The sequence below is a fragment of the Novosphingobium sp. FG90 genome (genome assembly GCF_057808725.1).
Map to the genome: position 1 here is coordinate 117,939 of NZ_JBMDIO010000009.1, position 19,251 is coordinate 137,189.

At 63.4% G+C, this 19,251-nt stretch carries 16 protein-coding genes; 9 read left to right on the forward strand and 7 right to left on the reverse strand.

What is annotated here, in order from left to right; genetic code table 11:
- Window positions 1-5 precede the first annotated feature (5 nt).
- From ACODRZ_RS10855 to trhO, 4 genes are read left to right on the forward strand one after another with little or no spacing between them, the layout of a single operon-like run.
- Window positions 6-785, forward strand: a complete 780-nt coding sequence (locus tag ACODRZ_RS10855) for a type III pantothenate kinase (protein WP_488970485.1) — start codon at window positions 6-8, stop codon at window positions 783-785.
- Complete coding sequence (locus tag ACODRZ_RS10860; protein WP_488970486.1) at window positions 782-2,407, forward strand: ribonuclease J; 1,626 nt, start codon at window positions 782-784, stop codon at window positions 2,405-2,407. Before ACODRZ_RS10855 ends, ACODRZ_RS10860 begins: the two co-directional genes overlap by 4 nt.
- Window positions 2,408-2,417: 10 nt before the next feature.
- The gene (locus tag ACODRZ_RS10865; protein ID WP_488970487.1) at window positions 2,418-2,708 is read left to right on the forward strand and encodes a DUF1467 family protein; all 291 of its coding nucleotides are present in this window, start codon (window positions 2,418-2,420) and stop codon (window positions 2,706-2,708) included.
- Window positions 2,709-2,752: 44 nt separating this feature from the next.
- Window positions 2,753-3,712 carry an oxygen-dependent tRNA uridine(34) hydroxylase TrhO gene (gene trhO / locus ACODRZ_RS10870; RefSeq protein ID WP_488970488.1) on the forward strand — a complete coding sequence of 320 codons (960 nt, stop codon included), beginning with the start codon at window positions 2,753-2,755 and terminating at the stop codon, window positions 3,710-3,712.
- Between the two features lie 57 nt (window positions 3,713-3,769).
- On the opposite strand, the gene ACODRZ_RS10875 is transcribed toward trhO, so the two are convergent.
- A complete protein-coding gene (locus tag ACODRZ_RS10875) occupies window positions 3,770-6,412 on the reverse strand; it encodes a coiled-coil domain-containing protein (RefSeq protein WP_488970489.1) in 2,643 nt (880 codons plus the stop codon).
- A 69-nt stretch (window positions 6,413-6,481) separates the two neighbouring features.
- Between ACODRZ_RS10875 and ACODRZ_RS10880 the strand changes: the two genes are divergently transcribed.
- The 4 genes from ACODRZ_RS10880 to ACODRZ_RS10895 all read left to right on the forward strand — a co-directional run bounded on the left by ACODRZ_RS10880 (window position 6,482) and on the right by ACODRZ_RS10895 (window position 10,396).
- Complete coding sequence (locus tag ACODRZ_RS10880; protein ID WP_488970490.1) at window positions 6,482-6,784, forward strand: Hpt domain-containing protein; 303 nt, start codon at window positions 6,482-6,484, stop codon at window positions 6,782-6,784.
- 89 nt (window positions 6,785-6,873) lie between these two features.
- Window positions 6,874-8,055 carry a hypothetical protein gene (locus ACODRZ_RS10885; protein ID WP_488970491.1) on the forward strand — a complete coding sequence of 394 codons (1,182 nt, stop codon included), beginning with the start codon at window positions 6,874-6,876 and terminating at the stop codon, window positions 8,053-8,055.
- A gap of 35 nt (window positions 8,056-8,090) precedes the next feature.
- On the forward strand, window positions 8,091-9,026 hold the full coding sequence (locus ACODRZ_RS10890; RefSeq protein WP_488970492.1) for a hypothetical protein: 936 nt from the start codon (window positions 8,091-8,093) through the stop codon (window positions 9,024-9,026).
- A complete protein-coding gene (locus tag ACODRZ_RS10895; protein WP_488970493.1) occupies window positions 9,023-10,396 on the forward strand; it encodes a sensor histidine kinase in 1,374 nt (457 codons plus the stop codon). The genes ACODRZ_RS10890 and ACODRZ_RS10895 overlap by 4 nt, the downstream gene beginning before the upstream one ends.
- A 370-nt stretch (window positions 10,397-10,766) precedes the next feature.
- Here the strand turns inward: ACODRZ_RS10895 and ACODRZ_RS10900 are convergent, their stop codons facing one another.
- Window positions 10,767-12,050, reverse strand: a complete 1,284-nt coding sequence (locus tag ACODRZ_RS10900; protein WP_008833037.1) for a citrate synthase — start codon at window positions 12,048-12,050, stop codon at window positions 10,767-10,769.
- 11 nt (window positions 12,051-12,061) lie between these two features.
- Complete coding sequence (gltX, locus tag ACODRZ_RS10905; protein ID WP_488970494.1) at window positions 12,062-13,528, reverse strand: glutamate--tRNA ligase; 1,467 nt, start codon at window positions 13,526-13,528, stop codon at window positions 12,062-12,064.
- 30 nt (window positions 13,529-13,558) lie between these two features.
- On the opposite strand from gltX, the gene ACODRZ_RS10910 reads away from it, so the two are divergent.
- Entirely contained in the window at window positions 13,559-15,778 is a 2,220-nt protein-coding gene (locus tag ACODRZ_RS10910; RefSeq protein ID WP_488970495.1) for a ComEC/Rec2 family competence protein, read from the forward strand.
- Between the two features lie 162 nt (window positions 15,779-15,940).
- Here the strand turns inward: ACODRZ_RS10910 and lexA are convergent, their stop codons facing one another.
- The 4 genes from lexA to trpC form a co-directional block, all read right to left on the reverse strand.
- The gene (lexA, locus tag ACODRZ_RS10915) at window positions 15,941-16,633 is read right to left on the reverse strand and encodes a transcriptional repressor LexA (protein WP_488970496.1); all 693 of its coding nucleotides are present in this window, start codon (window positions 16,631-16,633) and stop codon (window positions 15,941-15,943) included.
- 101 nt (window positions 16,634-16,734) lie between these two features.
- Window positions 16,735-17,955 (reverse strand): molybdopterin molybdotransferase MoeA, encoded by a 1,221-nt coding sequence (locus tag ACODRZ_RS10920; protein WP_488970497.1) that lies wholly within the window; start codon window positions 17,953-17,955, stop codon window positions 16,735-16,737.
- Entirely contained in the window at window positions 17,952-18,437 is a 486-nt protein-coding gene (moaC, locus tag ACODRZ_RS10925) for a cyclic pyranopterin monophosphate synthase MoaC (protein ID WP_488970498.1), read from the reverse strand. The genes ACODRZ_RS10920 and moaC overlap by 4 nt, the downstream gene beginning before the upstream one ends.
- A gap of 18 nt (window positions 18,438-18,455) precedes the next feature.
- Window positions 18,456-19,247: an indole-3-glycerol phosphate synthase TrpC gene (trpC, locus tag ACODRZ_RS10930; RefSeq protein ID WP_488970499.1), complete on the reverse strand. Its 792-nt coding sequence runs from the start codon at window positions 19,245-19,247 to the stop codon at window positions 18,456-18,458.
- Between the last annotated feature and the right edge of the window lie 4 nt (window positions 19,248-19,251).

The window sequence follows — 19,251 nt, forward strand, 5'->3', positions numbered from 1 at the left end:
AGAGCATGCTGCTCGCTATCGACGCCGGCAATACTAATGTCGTCTTCGCGCTGCTGGAAGGTCGCACGATCAAGGGCCGCTGGCGCATCGCCACCGACCCGCGCCGCACGGGCGACGAATATGCCGTCTGGCTGATGCAGTTGCTCGCCATTCGCGGCGTGAAGGCGCAGGAAGTCACGCAGATCGTGATTTCCACCGTCGTGCCTCGCGCGCTGCACAACCTTGAGATACTGGCCCGCCACTATTTCGAGATCGAGCCGCTTATCGCAGGGCAGGGCAAGGCCGACTACGGCATCGACATCGACGTCGAGCAGCCCAGTTCGCTTGGCGCCGACCGCGCGGTGAACGCCATCGCCGCCCACGACAAGCATGCGGGCGACCTCATCGTGGTCGATTTCGGCACTGCGACCACCTTCGACGTGATAGACTTCAACGGCGCCTACAAGGGCGGCATCATCGCGCCGGGCATCAACCTCTCGCTCGACGCGCTGGTGGGCAACACGGCCAAGCTGCCGCGCATCGCCATTGCCGCGCCAAAGAGCACCAGCGTCGTCGGCCGCAACACCGAGGACCAGATGCTGATCGGAGTCTTCTGGGGCTACGTCGCGATGATGGAGGGCCTGATCGCCCGCATCCGCGCCGAGATCGGCCGTCCCGCCAAGGTCATCGCCACGGGCGGCCTCGCCGTCCTGTTCGACGAGGCCACCAATATCTTCGATGCGGTCGATGCCGATCTCACGATCGACGGCCTCGCCATCATTGCCGAAAGGGCAGCTTCTAAGTGATTCCCGGTAAGGAACTTCTATTTTGTGCGCTCGGCGGTTCGGGCGAAATCGGCATGAATGTCAATCTCTACGGCTGTCAGGGCAAGTGGCTGATGGTCGATCTGGGGATGACGTTCTCCGGCAACGAATACCCCGGCGTCGATCTGGTCTTCGCCGACCTCGAATTCATCGAAAACGAGCGCGAGAACCTGCTCGGCATCGTCCTGACCCATGCGCATGAGGATCACATCGGCGCGGTCCCCTACTTCGCCGAGGAACTGGGCGTGCCGCTCTACGCGACGCCGTTCACCGCCAAGCTGGTCGCGGCCAAGCTGGAAGAGGCCGGGATTCTCGACAATGTTGAGCTCAATGTCGTCGAGGACCTGGAAAATTTTCAGCTCGGTCCTTTCGGAATTCGCTACGTACCGCTGGCGCACTCGATCGCAGAAGGTAACGCCCTGCTGATCGAGACGCCCTACGGGCGCATCTTCCACACGGGCGACTGGAAGCTGGACGATGAGCCGCAGATCGGCACCCCAGCGACCCAGGCAGAACTTACGGCAATTGGCGACGAAGGCATCCTGGCGCTCGTTTGCGATTCCACCAACGTGTTCAACCCGGAAGCTTCCGGTTCGGAGGGCGAGGTCTATCGGGGGCTGCTGGAGGAAGTGAAAAAGCACAAGGGCCGCCGCGTGCTGGTGACGACCTTTGCTTCCAACGTTGCGCGCCTGCAGACGCTGGGCGATGTGGCGCGGAAGACCGGGCGACAACTCTGCGTGGCGGGGCGCTCGCTCGATCGCATCATTCAGACCGGGCAGTCCTGCGGCTACCTCAAGGATTTGCCTGACCTCGTCGATCCCGACACCGCGATGGACCTGCCGCGCGGCGATGTGCTGATCGTCGCCACCGGCGGGCAGGGCGAACCGCGCGCGGCACTGGCGCGCATCTCCGAGGGCAGCCATCCGATCAAGCTGGACAAGGGCGACGTCGTGCTGTTTTCCAGCCGTCAGATCCCCGGCAACGAGATACAGATCGGGCGCATCCAGAATCGCCTCGCCGATCAGGGAGTGGTCGTCGTGACGGACCGTCAGAGCCCGATCCACGTTTCGGGTCATCCGGGGCGTCCTGAACTCGAAGCGCTCTATTCGTGGCTTCGTCCGCAAATACTGTTGCCTGTTCACGGCGAGATTCGTCACATGAAGGAACAGGCACGGCTTGGTCTCGCCAGCGGCGTACCCAAGGCCATTTTCCAGAAGAATGGCGATCTCGTGCGCCTTGCCCCGGATCATCCGGGCAAGTTTGGGGAAGTGCGCGCCGGCCGCCTGGTGCTCGACGGGGACATTATTGCGCCGGCAGACGGCGAGGCCATCATCATGCGCCGTCGCATTGCCTTCAATGGCGTCGTGTCGGTTGCTGCGGACCGGAAGGGGCGTGTAGAAGTATCGGCCATCGGCCTGCCGCTTGACGAGGATTACGTCCAGTTCGTCGAAGAAGCGAAGCGCGACGTGGCCGAGGCCCTGAAGCGCGCTGGCAAGGCGGATCGCGATGCCCGTTCGGAAGCCGCGCGCCTTGCAGCGCGCCGTGCCGCGACGCGCTGGTCGGGCAAGAAGCCGCAGGTGCAGGTGCTGCTGCTGGAGGATTGATGCGATGGCGATGAACTGGACCTCCATGATCGCGATCTACGCTCTGTTCTGGGTGTTGAGCGCATTCATCGTCCTCCCGGTGGGTCTGCGCACGCCGGACGAAGTGGAGGGCCATGTGATCGAGAAGGGGCACGCCACCAGCGCGCCGGTGAATTTTCGTCCCAGGCTTGTCGCCCGCCGGGCAACGATGGTGGCGGTGCTGCTCTTCGGGCTTTACTACGCCAATTACGCAAACGGGTGGATCACCGTGGACGACGTCAATCTCTTCGGCACGCCGCCGGTCAAGGATCTCGGTTACTGATCGTTGCCTTTGGCTTTCGCGTCGTTCCGCGTTAGAGGCAGGCCATGGAACCGCTGGATACCAGCGCGCCACACCTGTGCGTGGCGGCGCTTTACTGCTTTACCCGTTTCGATGACCCCGCTGCGCTGAAGGTGCCGCTCGAGGCACTGTGTCACACGCACGGCATTCGCGGCACGCTGCTGCTGGCGGGTGAGGGGATCAACGGGACTATCGCCGGGACCGAGGCGGGGATCGCTGCGATCGTTGCGCATGTGCGCGGACTGCCGGGATGTGCCGGGGTGGACGTCAAGTTCTCCGACGCGCCGCACATGCCGTTCCATCGTATGAAAGTGCGGATCAAGCGCGAGATCGTGACGATGGGTCAGCCGGATATCGATCCGCTGGCGACCGTGGGCACATATGTCGAGCCGCAGGACTGGAACGCGCTGATCTCCGATCCGGACACGATCGTGATCGATACCCGCAACGACTACGAAGTGGCGGTGGGGACGTTCTCCGGGGCTATCGACCCGCAGACCCAGACCTTCCGCGAGTTCCCCGAATGGTTCCGCGCCGAGCGTGACAGGTTGCTGGGGCAGGGGAAGCCGCCGAAGGTGGCGATGTTCTGTACCGGCGGCATCCGCTGCGAGAAGTCGACGGCTTTCCTCAAGCAGGAAGGCGTCGAGAAGGTGTATCACCTGAAGGGCGGAATTCTGAAATACCTGGAAACCGTGCCGCAGGACCAGAGCTTGTGGGAGGGCGAATGCTTCGTTTTCGATCAGCGCGTGACCATCAGGCACGGATTGGTCCAAGGCAGCTACGAACTGTGCCACGCTTGCCGCCGCCCGATCAGCGCGGAGGACAGGGAATCGGAACTCTACGAGATCGGTGTGAGTTGCCCCGCTTGTCATGGCGAGCGCACTGACGAACAGCGAGCGGCCTATCGAGAGCGGGAAAGGCAGGAGAAACTTGCCTCAGCCCGAGGCGCGGCGCATGTCGGTGCGGTCTACCGGGACGTGGATTGATCGTTCCGCCGCGATGGCCGGAACGCGATTGCATCCAATCGCGTTCCAGGCTCATCCTTAACCCCGCAAACGCTCGATGCCCTGCGCCAGCGCCACGTAGAGCTTGCCCATGTCAGAGGACAGGAGCGTAACGCCCAGAGCGTTGCCGTCGCGGGTCGAGAGGACCTGACGCAGGATCGACTCGAAGTCGTGGATATAACGGCTGACGTTGGCGCGGAAGGCGTCGTCGCGCTCGAAGATCTGCTGGATCGTCTTGATCTCTCCCGCATCGAGGAGGCTCACGGCCCGGCGAGTGAAGATGCCTCGATCACCCCGCAAGTATGCTGCCCAAGCGCTGTCGGCGATGTCGCTCGACAGCACCGTGGCGATGTCGATTGCGTTTGAATTGAGCGATTCCGTGATGAATGCGGCTCGGCGGGCGAAGTCGTTGTCGACTTGCTCTTCAGCCTTCTCGCGGGCTTGCGTGACGCGGCCCTCGAGATTGCCGACGAGATCATCGACCTTGGTGATCTGCTCGCGCAGCTGGGTGGTCGCTTCGCGGGTGACGCCCGAGGCATGGGCTACCGCTTGTTCGAGCTGGCCGGAGATTTCCGCGACCTTGCCGCGCATGGCCTTTTCAATGGCTGCGGCGCTCTCGTCGGCCAGGGTCTCGGCGATCCGCGTGATGCGTTCGGCGCTGTCTTCCTCGATCGCGCAAACCGTTTCGTCCAGGGTCGTGCCCAAGGCGGCGAGTGCGCCGATCAGCGCGCCGCCTGCCTTGTCCGCAGCCGTCTGTGTGGCCGTGTCGATCTCGCCAAGCGTATCCTGAAGGCGGCCGAGCAGGGCGGCATGATCTGCTCCGCGCGCCGAAATCTGGGCCTGCGCCTGAGTGAGGCCGCCTATGAGCGCATCAAGATCGCGCCCTGATACGCCGATTTCGGCGGCAACGTCCTCGCCACCTTGCGCCGCTTCACGCAGCTGCACCAGAACTGCGCCAAGCCCGTCCTGAATTCGGCGGAGGCGATCTTCCGATACGGCAAGCGCCTCGGGAAGTGTGTTGCCGGTCTGGCGGGCGCTCGCCTGGATCAGTTCCAGCAGGCGAACGCTGTCCTCGGTCAGCTTTTCCACTTCGGTATCGGTCGCCGCCAGTGTCGCGCGCGCGGCCGTCAGACGGTCGGTCAACGTCGAGAGGCTGGTCGAAAGGCGGTCTTCGACTTCCCCGGTCTGCACGGTGATGGTTTCGATGCGAGCCTCGAAGCGGCCAAGCTCGCCGGTCACCGCAGCCGCGCGTTCGGCAAGGGCGGCGGCCTGAATGCGGTGACGTTCCAGGCGTTCGGCAATCGATACGTCGAGTTCACCCAGCATATGATCGATGCGGGCGATGGCGTGGCGTTCCTGCTCGACCTGGCGTGACTGCCGCTCCCCGGCCTCCATGGCCAGCCGCTCGGCGCGCAGACCAATCGATTCATCGAGCTGGCAGGCATCCGCCGCGATCCCGGCAAGCCGATCCGTGAGTGCATCGATCGCGGTCTGCTGCGCCTCGGCAATGGCGATACCCGCTGCCGTCTGCTCCTCGGACAGTTCGGACAGCGAAGCCCGCAGATTCGTCGTTGCGCGCTCTTCAGCCTGTCGCAACGCGCGCGAGACGACATCGCTTTCGTCCCGCAGCGCGCTGAGCCGAGCGCGCAACGAGGTGAGGCTTTCCGCTTCTTGCCGGTCCAGCTGCTGACGTCCCTGGTCGATTTCGTCCGTCAGCGCCTTGGCGCGGGTACGAATCGCCGCGAGCGCATTGATCTCATGCTTGTCGAGGCGGTTGCGGAAGTCCTCACCGTGCTCATCGAGCGCGACAAAGCGCGCGGCTACGGCCTGTTCGAGCTGCTCGCTGCGCGCGTTAAAGCCATCGAGCGTCTCGTTGACCTGATCGCGCAGCAGCGACACCTGGCGAGTGCTGGCGGAACCGAATTCGTTCAGTCGGTTGAAGCCGTTGATCATGTCCTCGAGCTGGGCATGGGCGGTGCGGCCGGCATTGGCGATGTTGTTGGTCACATCCTTTGCCGAACTGGCGATGACCGGCAACTGGCCACGCAGCTTCTCCATGTTGTCGAGTGCGGCGGTGCTGACCGAACTGATCGAATCGACGCGCGCGCCATTGTCACGCACGAGTTCCTGCAGGCGCTCGGCATTCTGGGACAGGCGTTCGGCGGCGAGGCGGCCCAGCGTTTCGAGGTCGCGCGTCTGGGCGGCGATGAACTCGCGGGCCAGGCTCAATTCGCGGTTCACGGTGGTGAGGCGCCGTTCGAGAAGAGCCGATTCGGTCGACAGTGCATGAGCGACGTGGCCAAAGCGACGGCCTTCGCGCGCGCTGTGGCGCATTGTGATCAGCCATCCGAGGCCGATCAGCAGGACGGGTACGCTCCACTGCATCACAAGTGCCGGAAGCTGGGTCAGCGGCAGACCCGTCCTGAACGCGGGCAGGCTCGCCAAGACGAACAGGCCGCTCCACGCGACCACGAGAGTTCCAGCCACGGCGGGCGCGATCCATTCGTTGCCGGAAGCCGGTGCAACCGGGTCCTCGACGCCATCGGACGCAACCCAGGCGTCGTCCCAGGTTTCGGGCGTTTCCGCCTCGATTGCCGATTCGGCCGCAATTGTCGGCGCTTCGGGCTCCGACGTTTCGCCGTTGCCTGCGCCGAATGCGATGATCCTGTTTTCCCCAACCATCCGGCTAGGATACCACGTGCACCGGGCCGATAAACCCCGGTTTAAGACTTCCGAGATTAAGCTGGGGAAATGGCGTATGAAGCTGGAGCCCTCGAAGCCACTCTTGCCGCTGCGGCGGGTGGCGACCCCGTGCTGATGGCGGAGTTGCGCGCGGCCTATATCGAGGGGGTCGAGCGGCAGGTAGATCTGCTCGAACGGGCGCGCTGCGACGGCAACTGGGTGATTGCGGCCACGCGGTTGAAGGGTCTTGCGGCGAGCTTCCATTCGATGCGATTGCTGGAACTGGCACAGGATGCCCTGGACGCCGCACCGGGCGAACCGACTGCGGTGCGTCGCCTCAAATCCTATCTGACGGAGTTTTCCGGAACCTGATCCGCCGCTTTGGCTTGGCACTTGGCGTCGACCTGCCTACATCTTGCCGGGGTGCTGGAGTTTCGAATTTGCGCATAGCATTGTTGGCCATGACGGAGCCTGCCGCGTCGGGGCAGCCGTTCCCGCGCGCATTCCTGCGCGTTGCGGGCGCGAGCGTTGCGCAGCATCAGCTCGGCATGGTGCTTGCGCTCGAATGCCAGCGTGTCATCTGCATGGCGCGCGGGACCTCACCCGAACTGATCGCTCTTCAGCATGATGCCGAGGACGCCGGACTGCAGTTCGCCATTGCGACCGGAGCCAGCCAACTTGCCGGGCTGGTGACGGCGGGCGACGAACTGGTCGTGGTTTCTGAAGGCCTTTTCGCCGATCCCGCAGCCGCGGCGAGCCTGCTTGAGGGGCGGGCTCCCATGGTTCTGGTCCAGCCGGTCGAAGGCGCTCTCGCGGCCGGTTTCGAGCGTATCGATATCAACCGTGCCACGGCGGGTTTGATGCGCGTCCCAGGCGCTCTGGTGGAACGCCTGCACGAACTTCCGCCCGACGTGGATGCGATCTCCGCCCTGACACGCATCGCGCTCCAGTCCGGTATCGTCATGCGTGAGGTGCCGGCGGCCGATCGCGCTGGTTCCGGCTGGCGCATGGTACGCAGCGAGGCGGAAGCCTATGCGCTGGAAGACGAGTGGATGCGCAGTCGCTTCGCGCAGGACGGTCCGCGTACTCCCGGGCGCACGATCGCGCGTTTCGCGGTTCTGAGCTTCGGTTCCTCGCTTCTGCATGCGGGTAATGCCAGCAATGTCGTGTCGGCAGCTGTACTGGTTGCGCTGTTCCTTGCGGTGGGGGCAGGCTGGTTCGGGTTCCTGTGGTGCGCCTTCGGGTTCCTGGCGGTCGCATGGCTGCTGGTGGAGGCCAGTCGTCTGTTGCGCGCAGCAGAGCGACATGCGCTTGGGCAGGCTTCTCCCGCGATCCCGCGTGCGGACGCCCTGGTCTGGCTGGTCGATGTGGCCTTTGCCGCCCTGATCCTGCTGGATACCCCCCGTTTCCCGGGGGAACCGGTGCTGGCTTGGCTGTGCACCCCGGCAATTCTGATGATGCTCCTGGTACTGTTGCCGCGCATCGCCATCGGACGTTTTGCGGGCTTTTTCGCAGACCGGGCATTGCTCGGCGTGATCCTCGCATTCGCTTCGGGCTTCGGACAGGTTCTGCTTGCTGTAAGGCTGCTTTCGGCCGGTCTCGTGGTCGCGGCGCTCGTGCTGCCGCGGCGGCGCGACGGATAACCTCGAATTAACCAGATGCCGGTTAGACGGGTCATATGATCGATCAGGCCGTCCATCCGGCGGATACGCAAGCCGCAGAGGCAGCGCTGCGACGCGACCTTGTGCGCGGCGACTCCGCCGCGGCTTCCGCGCTGCCGGTGTTGCGCTATCTCGTGGCGGCCGAGCAGAGCGCTGCCCTCAGCGAAGAAATCCTTGCGCGGGTCAGGGGCATCTTGTCGGATATCGCAGGTCAATTGCTCGATGCCTTGATCGGCAGTGCGGATCGGCGTGCCCATGCTCCCGAGGAAATCGCGGTGCTGACGCGCGCTTTCCTCGACGAACCGGCTCTGCTTGCGCATGTCCATGCCGTCGCGCTGGAATGGCAGTTGACCGAGCGGCTGCAGGACAGGCTCGGCCTTGATCCGGTCGCGCCTTCGCTGATGCAGGAGCTGCTCGCTTCCGGAGATGCGTCGGCACGGGGTTTCCTCGCTGCGCAGGCCCGGTGGAGCCAGGGGCAGCGGCGCATGGCGCTTCCGCTGGCGGAATTGCCCCAGGGCGTGCTCGAAGCGGTGCTGGCCATCCTGCGCTCGCTGGTCGGGGCCGAGCCTACGCTTTCTGAGCGTGCTCTGGCTGTCGAAGAGGAGGTACGGCGCACCCATAGGGAGGCTTCCAACCGGTTGACCTGCGCGGATCGCGTTGTTGCCGACCTGAGCCTGGAAGCCTCGTTGTCTATTTCTCAGGCGGGTGTCGCGTTGTTCCTGACAGCGCTGGCCCGGCGCTCCGGCGAACCGCGGGACGCGGTCACCAAGGCGACGCTGCCAGCTCAGCAGGTGCGTCTGGCTCTTTGCCTGTTGGCTGCGCAGGCACCGGCGGAAGTCGCCGAAGGGCAAGTGCGGGCGATTCATGGGGTGACCAGCTTTCCGGCGGGGCTCGCCAAGATCGATGCCTGGCGCGCCGCATCGATCCTTTCGAACGGGGCTACCGTGCCATGATCCGGAGCGACGGCGCCATACTCGCCCACGCCATCTGCGATGCCCATGACTGCCTGATCAGCGCTGACGAGCCGCTTGCCGGTCTTCAGCTTCGGTGCGGTGGCGAAATGCCCGGTGTCATAGCGATTCCCGAACTGCTCGATCTGGTGCGCGGTGCTCGCCGGGCGGGTTGCCCGGTGGAGCGATCCATCCAGGCGCAAGACGGCAGCGATGCGATCTCCTCGTGGGTCGAAGTCGAGCCCGAGGGAGAGGGGTGTTTGATCCGCGTCCGCAGTTGGCAGACAGCAGCGGTAGGCTCCGAAGAAGGCGCAACCGGCGAGAGCCGGCGCGCGGTCACCGACCGGCATCTGGCTGAACTGAGCGCCTGGCTCGACGCCGGGCAGCGCCTGATCGCCGTCACGTGCGACTCTCCCGAACTGGCGGCACTCGCCGCCGCGATGGAACAGGGGATGGGGCGCTGCTGGACCGACTTCCTGCCGCCAGAGAACGTGACGCATCGGCAGCCACTTCACTGGCGTCTGCTCGACGGTGCGCCGGTGGTCGTCGCCGGATCAACGCGGTCGTGGCGGGTATCGCTGGTGCCGCATATTAGGCCTGGTTTCGAACCTTCGGGCTTCGAACTGCTACTGTTGTCGGACGAAGCACCTTCGGGCTGGGTGCCTGTCGTGGAGGCGCCGCCTTCGGTGCAGCGTCGTGGATTGGTCGGGCAGGATCTGGCACCGGTTCTGAGGCAACCGATCGCCCGGATCGTGGCGAATGCGGAGACTATCCGGACCCGTTTGGCCGGGCCGCTTCCTGATGCCTATGCCGAATATGCCGGCGAAATCGCCAGTGCAGGCAAGCTGTTGCTGGACCTGCTGGAGGACATGGCCGACCTTGAAGTCGTCGAGGACGACAACTTTTCAACGACCCCGGACTTTATCGACTTGGCCGATGTTGCCCGTCAGGCCGCTGGTATCCTGGGAGTCCGGGCGCGCGAAAAGGGCATCGCAATCGTATCGCCGATGCCGGACGATCATGCTCCGGCCCTGGCGGAGTTCCGGCGCGTGCTTCAGATCCTGCTCAACCTGATCGGCAATGCCATCCGGTATTCGCCGGATGGATCGCGCGTGGACGTTCATGTCGAGGTCGAAGGCGCCCGCGCCCGCGCCATCGTCGCGGATCAGGGGCCTGGCCTCAGCATCAGTGATCAGGCGCGGGTATTCGAGAAGTTCGAGCGTCTGGGCCGAAGCGGTGACGGTGGTTCTGGCCTGGGACTTTATATATCGCGGCGATTGGCTCGCGCCATGGGCGGCGATTTGCTCATCGAGAGCGACCCGGGCCACGGTGCGCGGTTCATTCTCGAAGTTCCGGTGGATACGGACGCCTGAAGCCGATCTAGCACCTGCGGCCCAGCCAAACGACGATACCGCCGACCATCGCAAAAACAGCACCGCGCACGGCCCAGGCACGATCGGCGATCATGGCACTGCCCGCCGGCCACTTGAGTACCCCGGTGCCTTGCAAGACTACGAAAATCCCTGCGGCGACCGCCAGAAGGCCTAGGATTGTCGCCAGGAATCTAACAATCGGCATTAAAGTGCGCCCCCATTCGAGCAGGGAGGTTGCGCTCCGGATGCGGCGGGATTGTGGCGCGATTGCTCAAAAGAGACAAGTTCTCACCGCAGGCACAACGAAAAAGGCCCCCGCGTTCGCGAGGGCCGTTTGTCGGGTAACCGCGAATGCTCGCGGATATGACCCTTAGCGCTTGTCGAGCGGCACGTAGTCGCGCTGCGTCGGGCCGGTGTAGAGCTGGCGCGGACGGCCGATCTTCTGGCCGGGATCGGAGATCATTTCGTTCCACTGCGCAACCCAGCCCACGGTGCGCGCCAGAGCGAACAGAACGGTGAACATGGTGGTCGGGAAGCCGATCGCCGAAAGGATGATGCCCGAGTAGAAGTCCACGTTCGGGAACAGCTTCTTTTCCGCGAAGTAGGGATCGCTGAGCGCGATCTCTTCGAGGCGCAGTGCGGTCTCGAACAGCGGATCGGTGACGTTGAGTGCCTCGAACACCTCGCGCAGGGTCGACTGCATGACCGTCGCGCGCGGGTCGTAGTTCTTGTAGACGCGGTGACCGAAGCCCATCAGGCGGAACGGATCGCTCTTGTCCTTGGCGCGGTCGATGTAGTGCTGGATGCGATCGGGGGTGCCGATCTCCTTGAGCATGTTGAGCGCGGCTTCGTTTGCGCCGCCATGCGCAGGACCCCAGAGGCAGGCGATGCCCGCCGCGATGCACGCGAAGGGGTTCGCGCCCGACGAACCGGCAAGACGCACGGTCGAGGTCGAGGCGTTCTGCTCGTGGTCGGCGTGGAGAATGAAGATGCGGTCCATCGCCTTTTCGACCGCCGGGACCACCTCGTACTCTTCTGCGGGCACGCCAAAGGTCATGCGCAGGAAGTTGCCGGTGTAGCTCAGCTTGTTGTCCGGATAGAGGAACGGCTGGCCGACCGAGTACTTGTAGGCCATCGCCGCGATCGTGGGCATTTTTGCGATCAGGCGGTGCGAGCTGATCTTGCGATGCTCAGGGTCCGCGATGTCGGTCGAATCGTGGTAGAACGCCGAAAGCGCGCCGACCACACCGCACATGATCGCCATCGGATGCGCGTCGCGGCGGAAACCGCGATAGAACGTCGCCAGCTGCTCGTGCAGCATGGTGTGGCGCGTGATGGTGTTCTCGAACGTCGCAAGTTCATCCTTGCTCGGCAGTTCACCATTCAGAAGCAGGTAGCTCGTTTCCATGAACGAGGAGTTCTCGGCCAGCTGGCCGATCGGATAGCCGCGGTGCAGCAGAACGCCTTCGTCGCCATCGATGTAGGTCAGCGCCGACTCGCAGCTCGCGGTCGAGGTAAAGCCCGGATCGAACGTGAACGCGCCCGTCTGGCCGTAGAGCTTGCGGATATCGATGACGTCCGGACCCACGCTTCCCTTCAGAACGGGATAGTCGTGTTCCGCGCCACCGACGCTCAGTTTAGCCTGATCACCCACCAATTATCTCCTTATGACTGCGACCCGGCGGGAACCTGTGCCTGCTCGCCAATGCGCGCGAGGCTTTCTTCCCGTCCGAGCAATACCAGTACGTCGAATATCCCCGGCGAAGTCGTCTGACCCGTCAGGGCTGCCCGCAAGGGTTGCGCGAGCTTGCCGAGGCCCAATCCGAGGGTCTCGGCCATTGCCTTCAGGTTGGCTTCCAATGCCTCGAGTGTCCAGTCGGCCTGGCCGGACAGGCGCTCATGAATAGCCGCAAGGCGCTCGCGCCCCTCGATGGTCAGGAGCGCCAGCGCCTTCTCGCTCATGGCGAGCGGGCGCTTGGCAAAGAGGAAGGCAGAGCCTTCTGCAAGTTCGTTGAGGTCCTTGGCACGGACCTTGAGCACGGGCATGGCGCGGACCAGCAGGTCGGCAGGCTCGTCGCCTTCCACGCCGTTGAGGCGTGCTTCGACGAGGCCCGCCAGCCGCACATCGTCGGCCTCGCGGATGTAGTGCCCGTTGAGATTCTGAAGCTTGGCCAGGTCGAAGCGTGACGGGCTCTTGCCCACGTCTACCATGTCGAACCATTCGATCGCCTGCTCGCGGCTGATGATTTCCTCATCGCCGTGTCCCCAGCCGAGGCGCAGCAGGTAGTTGAACACGGCTTCGGGCAGCAGGCCCATTTCGTCGCGGTAGGCATCGACGCCCAGCGCGCCGTGACGCTTGGACAGCTTTGCCCCGTCAGAGCCGTGAATCAGCGGCACATGGCCGTAAACGGGAACGTCCCAGCCCATGCCGTTAATGACGACGAGCTGGCGGAAGGCGTTGTTCAGATGATCGTCGCCGCGCAGGACGTGGGTGACGCCCATGTCGTTGTCATCGACCACCACGGCCAGCATGTAGGTCGGGGTGCCGTCGCCGCGCAGGATGACGAAGTCGTCGATTTCCTCGTTTTGCACGGTGACCGTGCCCTGCACGAGATCCTCGATCGTCGTCGAGCCTTCGCGCGGGGCCTTGACGCGGACCACCCACGAGCGGTCGGCCGGCCAGGTCGAGGGATCGGCATCGCGCCATTCGCTGTCGATGCGGAACGGGCGGCGCTCTTCCTGCGCCTTCTGGCGGCGCTCTGCGAGTTCTTCCTGCGTCAGGTAGCAACGATAGGCGTGACCGTTCTCGATCAGTTGCGCAGCGACTTCGGCATGGCGGTCGGAGCGGGCGAACTGGAACACCGGCGCTTCGTCACCATCGAGACCAAGCCAGGAAAGCCCGTCGAAGATGGCGTCGATTGCGGATTCGGTCGAACGGGCGCGGTCTGTGTCCTCGATGCGTAGCAGATACTTGCCACCGTGGTGCCGGGCGAAGAGCCAGTTGAACAGCGCAGTGCGAGCACCACCGATATGGAGATAACCGGTCGGCGAGGGAGCAAAGCGCGTTACGACAGGGGAGGGCACGGGGGCCTTCTTGCCAGTCGCCTCGCCCGATGCACTGCCGCTTGCCATCTACCCGACCTTCCTGTCCTATTGGCGACCATGGGGACCCCGGCCGCAATCTGTGAAATTTCGCCTCCGGGTAGCCCCGGAACCGCTGCATTGCAGCATGGGCCATGGACCGCTGCGGGCCTCTTGTCGAGGGTTTTGGCAGTCGTCGAGCGATTTCTTTCCGGCGCCGGTTTCGAGCGGGCTCCGTGGCTGACGGTGGCCTTCGCAACCGGCATAATCGCGTGGTTTTGGCTATCATCCGCGGCATGGTGGATAGGGTTTTGCTGCCTCTTTGTTGCAGTTTCTGCAATTTGTTATGCATCCTTTCCTTTGCGGAATGCCTATCCTCATCTGGGACGGGCCATGATGCTGCTGCCGTTGCTCGTCGTGGCCGGTTGTCTTGCTGTATGGGCGCGCTCGGAACTCGTCGGCCAGGCTGCGATAGGCAGGCCCGCGACGGGTAGTTTTACCGCACATGTGCTGTCAGTGGAGTCGCAGCCTGCGCTCGCGCGCGATCGTTTGCTGCTTGCCATGCGCGACCCGTTACACGGCACGGCCATCAAGGTTCGTCTCAATGTTCCCGGCAAGGAGGCTGCGGCCGGCATCGGCGTGGGAGACCTGGTGGCGTTCCGCGCGAGGCTCATGCCTCCGGCTCCGCCTATGCTTCCGGGTGCATACAACTTTGCGCGAACCTCCTGGTTCGCGGGTATCGCTGCCAGCGGTTCGGTAATCGGGGAAGTGAAGGTCGTTCGGAAAGCCAGCGGAGGCCGGTTTGGGTTGTCGGATGTCCGGCAGTCGTTGACGGATCATATTCGGGTTCGCATCGGCGAAGAGCGGGCAGGTATCGCGGCTGCGTTCGTCACTGGCGATCGGGGCGGAATCTCTGAGGCCGATGACCAGGCCATGCGCGATTCGGGGCTGGCGCACCTGTTGTCGATCAGTGGCCTGCATGTCAGCGCCATGGTGGGCGCCGTATATCTCCTGGTAATTCGGTTGCTGGCATTTTTCCCATGGATTGCATTGAGGGTCAGGCTACCGGTAGTCGCGGCCGGGGTAGGGGCGCTCGCAGGTTTGGCTTATACGCTGCTGTCCGGCGCCGAAGTCCCTACCGTTCGGTCATGCATAGGGGCGTTGCTGGTTCTGGCGGCGCTGGCCCTCGGGCGTGAACCCCTGTCCTTGCGCATGCTGGCTGTTGCGGCGTTCAGCGTCCTGCTGCTTTGGCCTGAGGCGGTAATGGGGCCGAGCTTCCAGATGAGCTTCGGCGCGGTTCTGGCGCTGATCGCGGTCAGTACCTCCGAACCGGTGCGCCATTTCCTCGGGCCGCGCGACGAAGGGGTGGCAGCGCAAGGCGTCCGGCATCTTCTCCTCCTCCTGCTGACCGGCGCGGTCATCGACCTGGCACTCATGCCGATCGGCCTGTTCCATTTTCACCGCGCGGGTGTGTATGGAGCCCTTGCCAACGTGGTCGCGATCCCGTGGTCGACGTTTATCGTGATGCCGTTGCTGGCTTGCGCGCTCATGCTCGACATCGTGGGGATGGGAGGGCCATTCTGGTGGCTCGCCGGGATCTCGGTGGATATGCTGGTTGGATTGGCCCACTGGTTTGCCTCCAGGCCGGGCGCGGTCAACCTGTTGCCGGGCACGAATGCATGGGCGTTCCTGCTTTTTGTCGCAGGAGGGCTTTGGCTTGGCTTGTGGAGCGGTCGCATCCGCTGGGCAGGGCTTCCGGTTGCTGCCATCGGGGTGCTGTTTCTGGCGATGGCGCCGCCTGCGGACGTACTGGTGTCGGGCGACGGGCGTCACGTGGGCCTTGTGGAAGACGATGGAAACCGGCTGTTTTTGCTCAGGAACAGCCGAAGCGGCTACGCTCGGGACAATCTTATGGAATTCGCGGGGATAGAAACTCTGCCTGCTACTTTCGACAAGCTGCCGGGCGCTCTGTGCAATCCGGATTTCTGCACTGTTCCCGTCCGGAGATCGGGAAAGACCTGGCACCTGCTGATTTCGCGAGGGCGCGATTCCGTGGCAGAACGTTCGCTTGCGGCTGCATGTGAGCGTAGCGATATCGTTATTTCGGATCGGTGGTTACCACGCAGTTGTCGGCCACGCTGGTTCAAGGCTGATCGTGGTTCTCTTGAGCGTACCGGAGGACTGGCCATATATCTGGACCAGGCTCGGATCGATACCGTGGCGCAGGCCCAAGGCGAACATGGCTGGTGGCGTGCCTCGCCACCCCAGAGCCGTCTCAATGGATCACTGGCAGCAAAATAATGCTTCACTCGCGGGGAAGTGAAGTTCCTCGAAAGAATTATTGCTTGCAGTCGATTCAACAGAAATCGCCACCACAAGTGGGGCCAAGTAATCCGGCTCAGCTTAATGCTGCTCCGAAAAGCTCTGCCCGCTCGTGATGGTGACGGTGTGTAAGCTTAGAACTTAGTTGTATCGACGGAGCAGGCCGGCGAGCTTGCCCTGAACTTCCACTTCATCCGGCCCATAAATTTGCGGCTCGTAAGCGGCGTTCGCGGGATCTAGACGGACCATTCCAGCTTCACGCCGCAGGTACTTGAGGGTGGCCTCCTCTCCACGGATGAGGGCCACCACGATTTCACCGTCCCGCGCGGCATTGGTGCGCTTAACGAGGGCGAAATCGCCGTCGAGAATACCTGCCTCGATCATCGAATCGCCAGATACCTCCAGCGCATAATGTTCACCCGAACCGAGCAGAGCAGCTGGGACAGGCAGGGTCGATTGCCCTTCAAGAGCCTCGATGGGAACGCCTGCGGCGATGCGACCGTGCAGCGGAATTTCGATCACGTCATTGGCCGGTTCAACCGCACGGCGCGGCGTCTGCACAGGTGCGATCCCGTCATTGCTATTGGCAGCGGAGGGACGAGGCGCCTTGCTGCCCGTATCGTCGGGTTGGCGCAGGACCTCCAGGGCGCGCGCGCGATTGGGGAGGCGGCGGATGAAGCCTCGCTCTTCCAATGCCGAAATCAGGCGGTGCACACCGGACTTGGACTTGAGGTCGAGCGCTTCCTTCATCTCCTCAAAACTGGGGGAGATGCCGCTCTCCTCAAGCCGGGTCTGGATGAACCGGAGCAATTCGTGCTGCTTGCGCGTCAACATTGTCGCTGCCTTTTCGTGACCTCCGAACCAGGCGAACCCTGATCCCGTTTGTTCTGGTAGTGAACATTGAGAGAACAATCAAGCAACCAAATAACAATGCTTCAGGCAATACCGCCATTATGGAGTAGGAAGATCTGGACTTCATCGCCCGTTACGGCGGGTCCAGCCATCGCCGGGCGATCGACAAGGACATTGCTCGCCGCCAGTGACGACAGGGCGCCACTGTCCTGCAGTTCGTGCACCATCACGCTTTGCCCGTTCCACCAGCCCCGCAAGAATTCCCTGCGGCGACCGCTCGCGCGCAGCGGCATGCCCAGTCGGGTGGTTAGGCGCATGGGCAATGGACGCGCAGCGCCTTGCATTGCGCGCAGAAGAGGGAGGAGGAAATGATAGGCGGTGACGTAGCTGGACACCGGGTTGCCGGGGAGGCCGAGCACGATCTGCCGCCGTCCCGGCAATTCGCGCGTGGCGACGAGGATGGGCTTGCCCGGCTTGATCGCAACGCGCCAGAAATCGATGCAGGCGCCCCAGCGCTCGAGTGCCGGGCGAATGAGGTCGTGATCCCCGACTGAGGCTCCGCCGCTCGTTACGATGAGATCGACGTCGCCCGAAGCTTCGAAAGCGGATGTTATGGCATCGATATCGTCCGCCACCGGTCCGATCCGGCGGGCGTTGATGCCAAGCGCCCCCGCCATTGCGACCAGCATGGTGCCATTGCTCGCGGGGATTTGATGCGGTGCGCAGAGTTCTGGATCGGCCACGAGTTCATCACCACTGTCGATCACGGTGAGGCGCGGTGTCCGATGTACGGGCAGATGCGTATGGCCAGCGGCGATCGCCAATGCCATCTGCGCCGGTGTGATGCACATGCCGGAGGAGATGACTTGCGCACCCTCGGCGAAGTCCATACCGCAATGCCGGATATGCTTATGCGGGGGCTCGGGCAGGTCACCGGACAGTGTCAGGGACTGACCGTCGCGCACGAGATCTTCCTGCAGGATTACCGCCGCCGCGTCGTCTGGCAGTGGCGCTCCCGTCGAAATGCGTACCGCCTCTCCCGTCGACAGCATGCCGACATGAGGGTGGCCAGCCGCACTTTCACCGACTACGCGCCATGGTCCGTGCAAGTCGCCTGCGGTAACGGCATAGCCGTCCATTGCGGAAAGATTGGCAGGTGGCTGAGTGCGCCTGGCGCGCAGCGGCTCTGCGAGATATCGGTTCAGCGACCCTTCGATGTCGACGCGCTCCATCGGGAGCGGCGCGGCAAGCGCCAGCAGGCGGGCCTGCGCATCCTCAAGCGAGAGAAGCTCACGATCGGTCACTCGGCCCATCCGTCCATTTTCCAGTGGCCGGATTTGCCGCCAACCTTTTCGACAAGGCGAATGTCGCCGATGATCATGCCCTTGTCGAGCGCCTTAGCCATGTCATAGATTGTTACGAGTGCGATGGAAGCTGCTGTTATAGCTTCCATTTCGATACCAGTCTTGCCGGTCAGCGAAGCCTTCGCAACAACCCTGATCGCCGTGTCCTCAAACGAGAAATCTAGGTTCACCGCGTCCAGTGCAAGTGGATGGCACATGGGAACGAGTTCCGCTGTGCGCTTGGCGGCCATGATGCCTGCGATGCGTGCGGTCCCGAGGACGTCCCCCTTTGGCGCATTGCCAGCCCGTATCGCCGCAAGCGCATCCGCATTCATGGAAATGCGACCGGAAGCAACGGCGATGCGTTTGGTCTTGGCCTTCGAACCGACATCGACCATGCGCGCATTGCCGTCGCCATCGATATGCGTGAGAGATCTGGTCATCGCAATCCCATGTGAGCTTCAGACTCCGGTGAGCAGGGCGTGGGTCGCCGCTTCTATATCATCCTGACGCATGAGGCTTTCGCCCACGAGAAACGTGCGGGCGCCGCAGGACGAAAGGCGGTCGAGGTCCGCATGGACGTTAATGCCGCTCTCGCTGACCAACAGGGTTCCGGAGGGGGTGAGAGGTGCGAGGCGCTCGGTGGTCGCAATGTCGGTAACAAAATGGCGCAAGTCACGATTATTCACACCGATAAGGCGTGATTTCAATGCGCTTGCACGCTCCATCTCATGTTCGTTGTGAACTTCGACCAGGCAGTCCAGACCACGCTCGATAGCGGCGGATTCGATTTCGGCCATCAGCACATCGTCCAGTGCGGCAACGATGATGAGGATGGCATCCGCACCGATCGCGCGCGCTTCTGCGACCTGCCAGGGATCGACCATGAAGTCCTTGCGGATGACGGGAAGGCTGCAAGCAGCGCGCGCCTCGACAAGGAAGTCCTCATGGCCCTGAAAATAAGGGGCATCGGTCAGGATGGACAGGCACGCGGCGCCACCCTTCTCATAAGCGATCGCATGTTCGGCAGGACGAAAATCATTTCTGATCAGTCCTTTGGACGGTGAAGCTTTCTTAATTTCCGCAATCAGCGCATAGCCGGATTCGGCCTTGGCGCGCAGAGCGGCTTCGAAACCGCGAACAGGCGTTTGCAAGGCGGCACGGGCGTCGAGGTCCGCGATGGTCGCCAAAGCCTTGCGTGCGGCGACTTCCGTCCGCTTGGTATCACAAATTTCGATGAGCTTGTCGGACATGGAT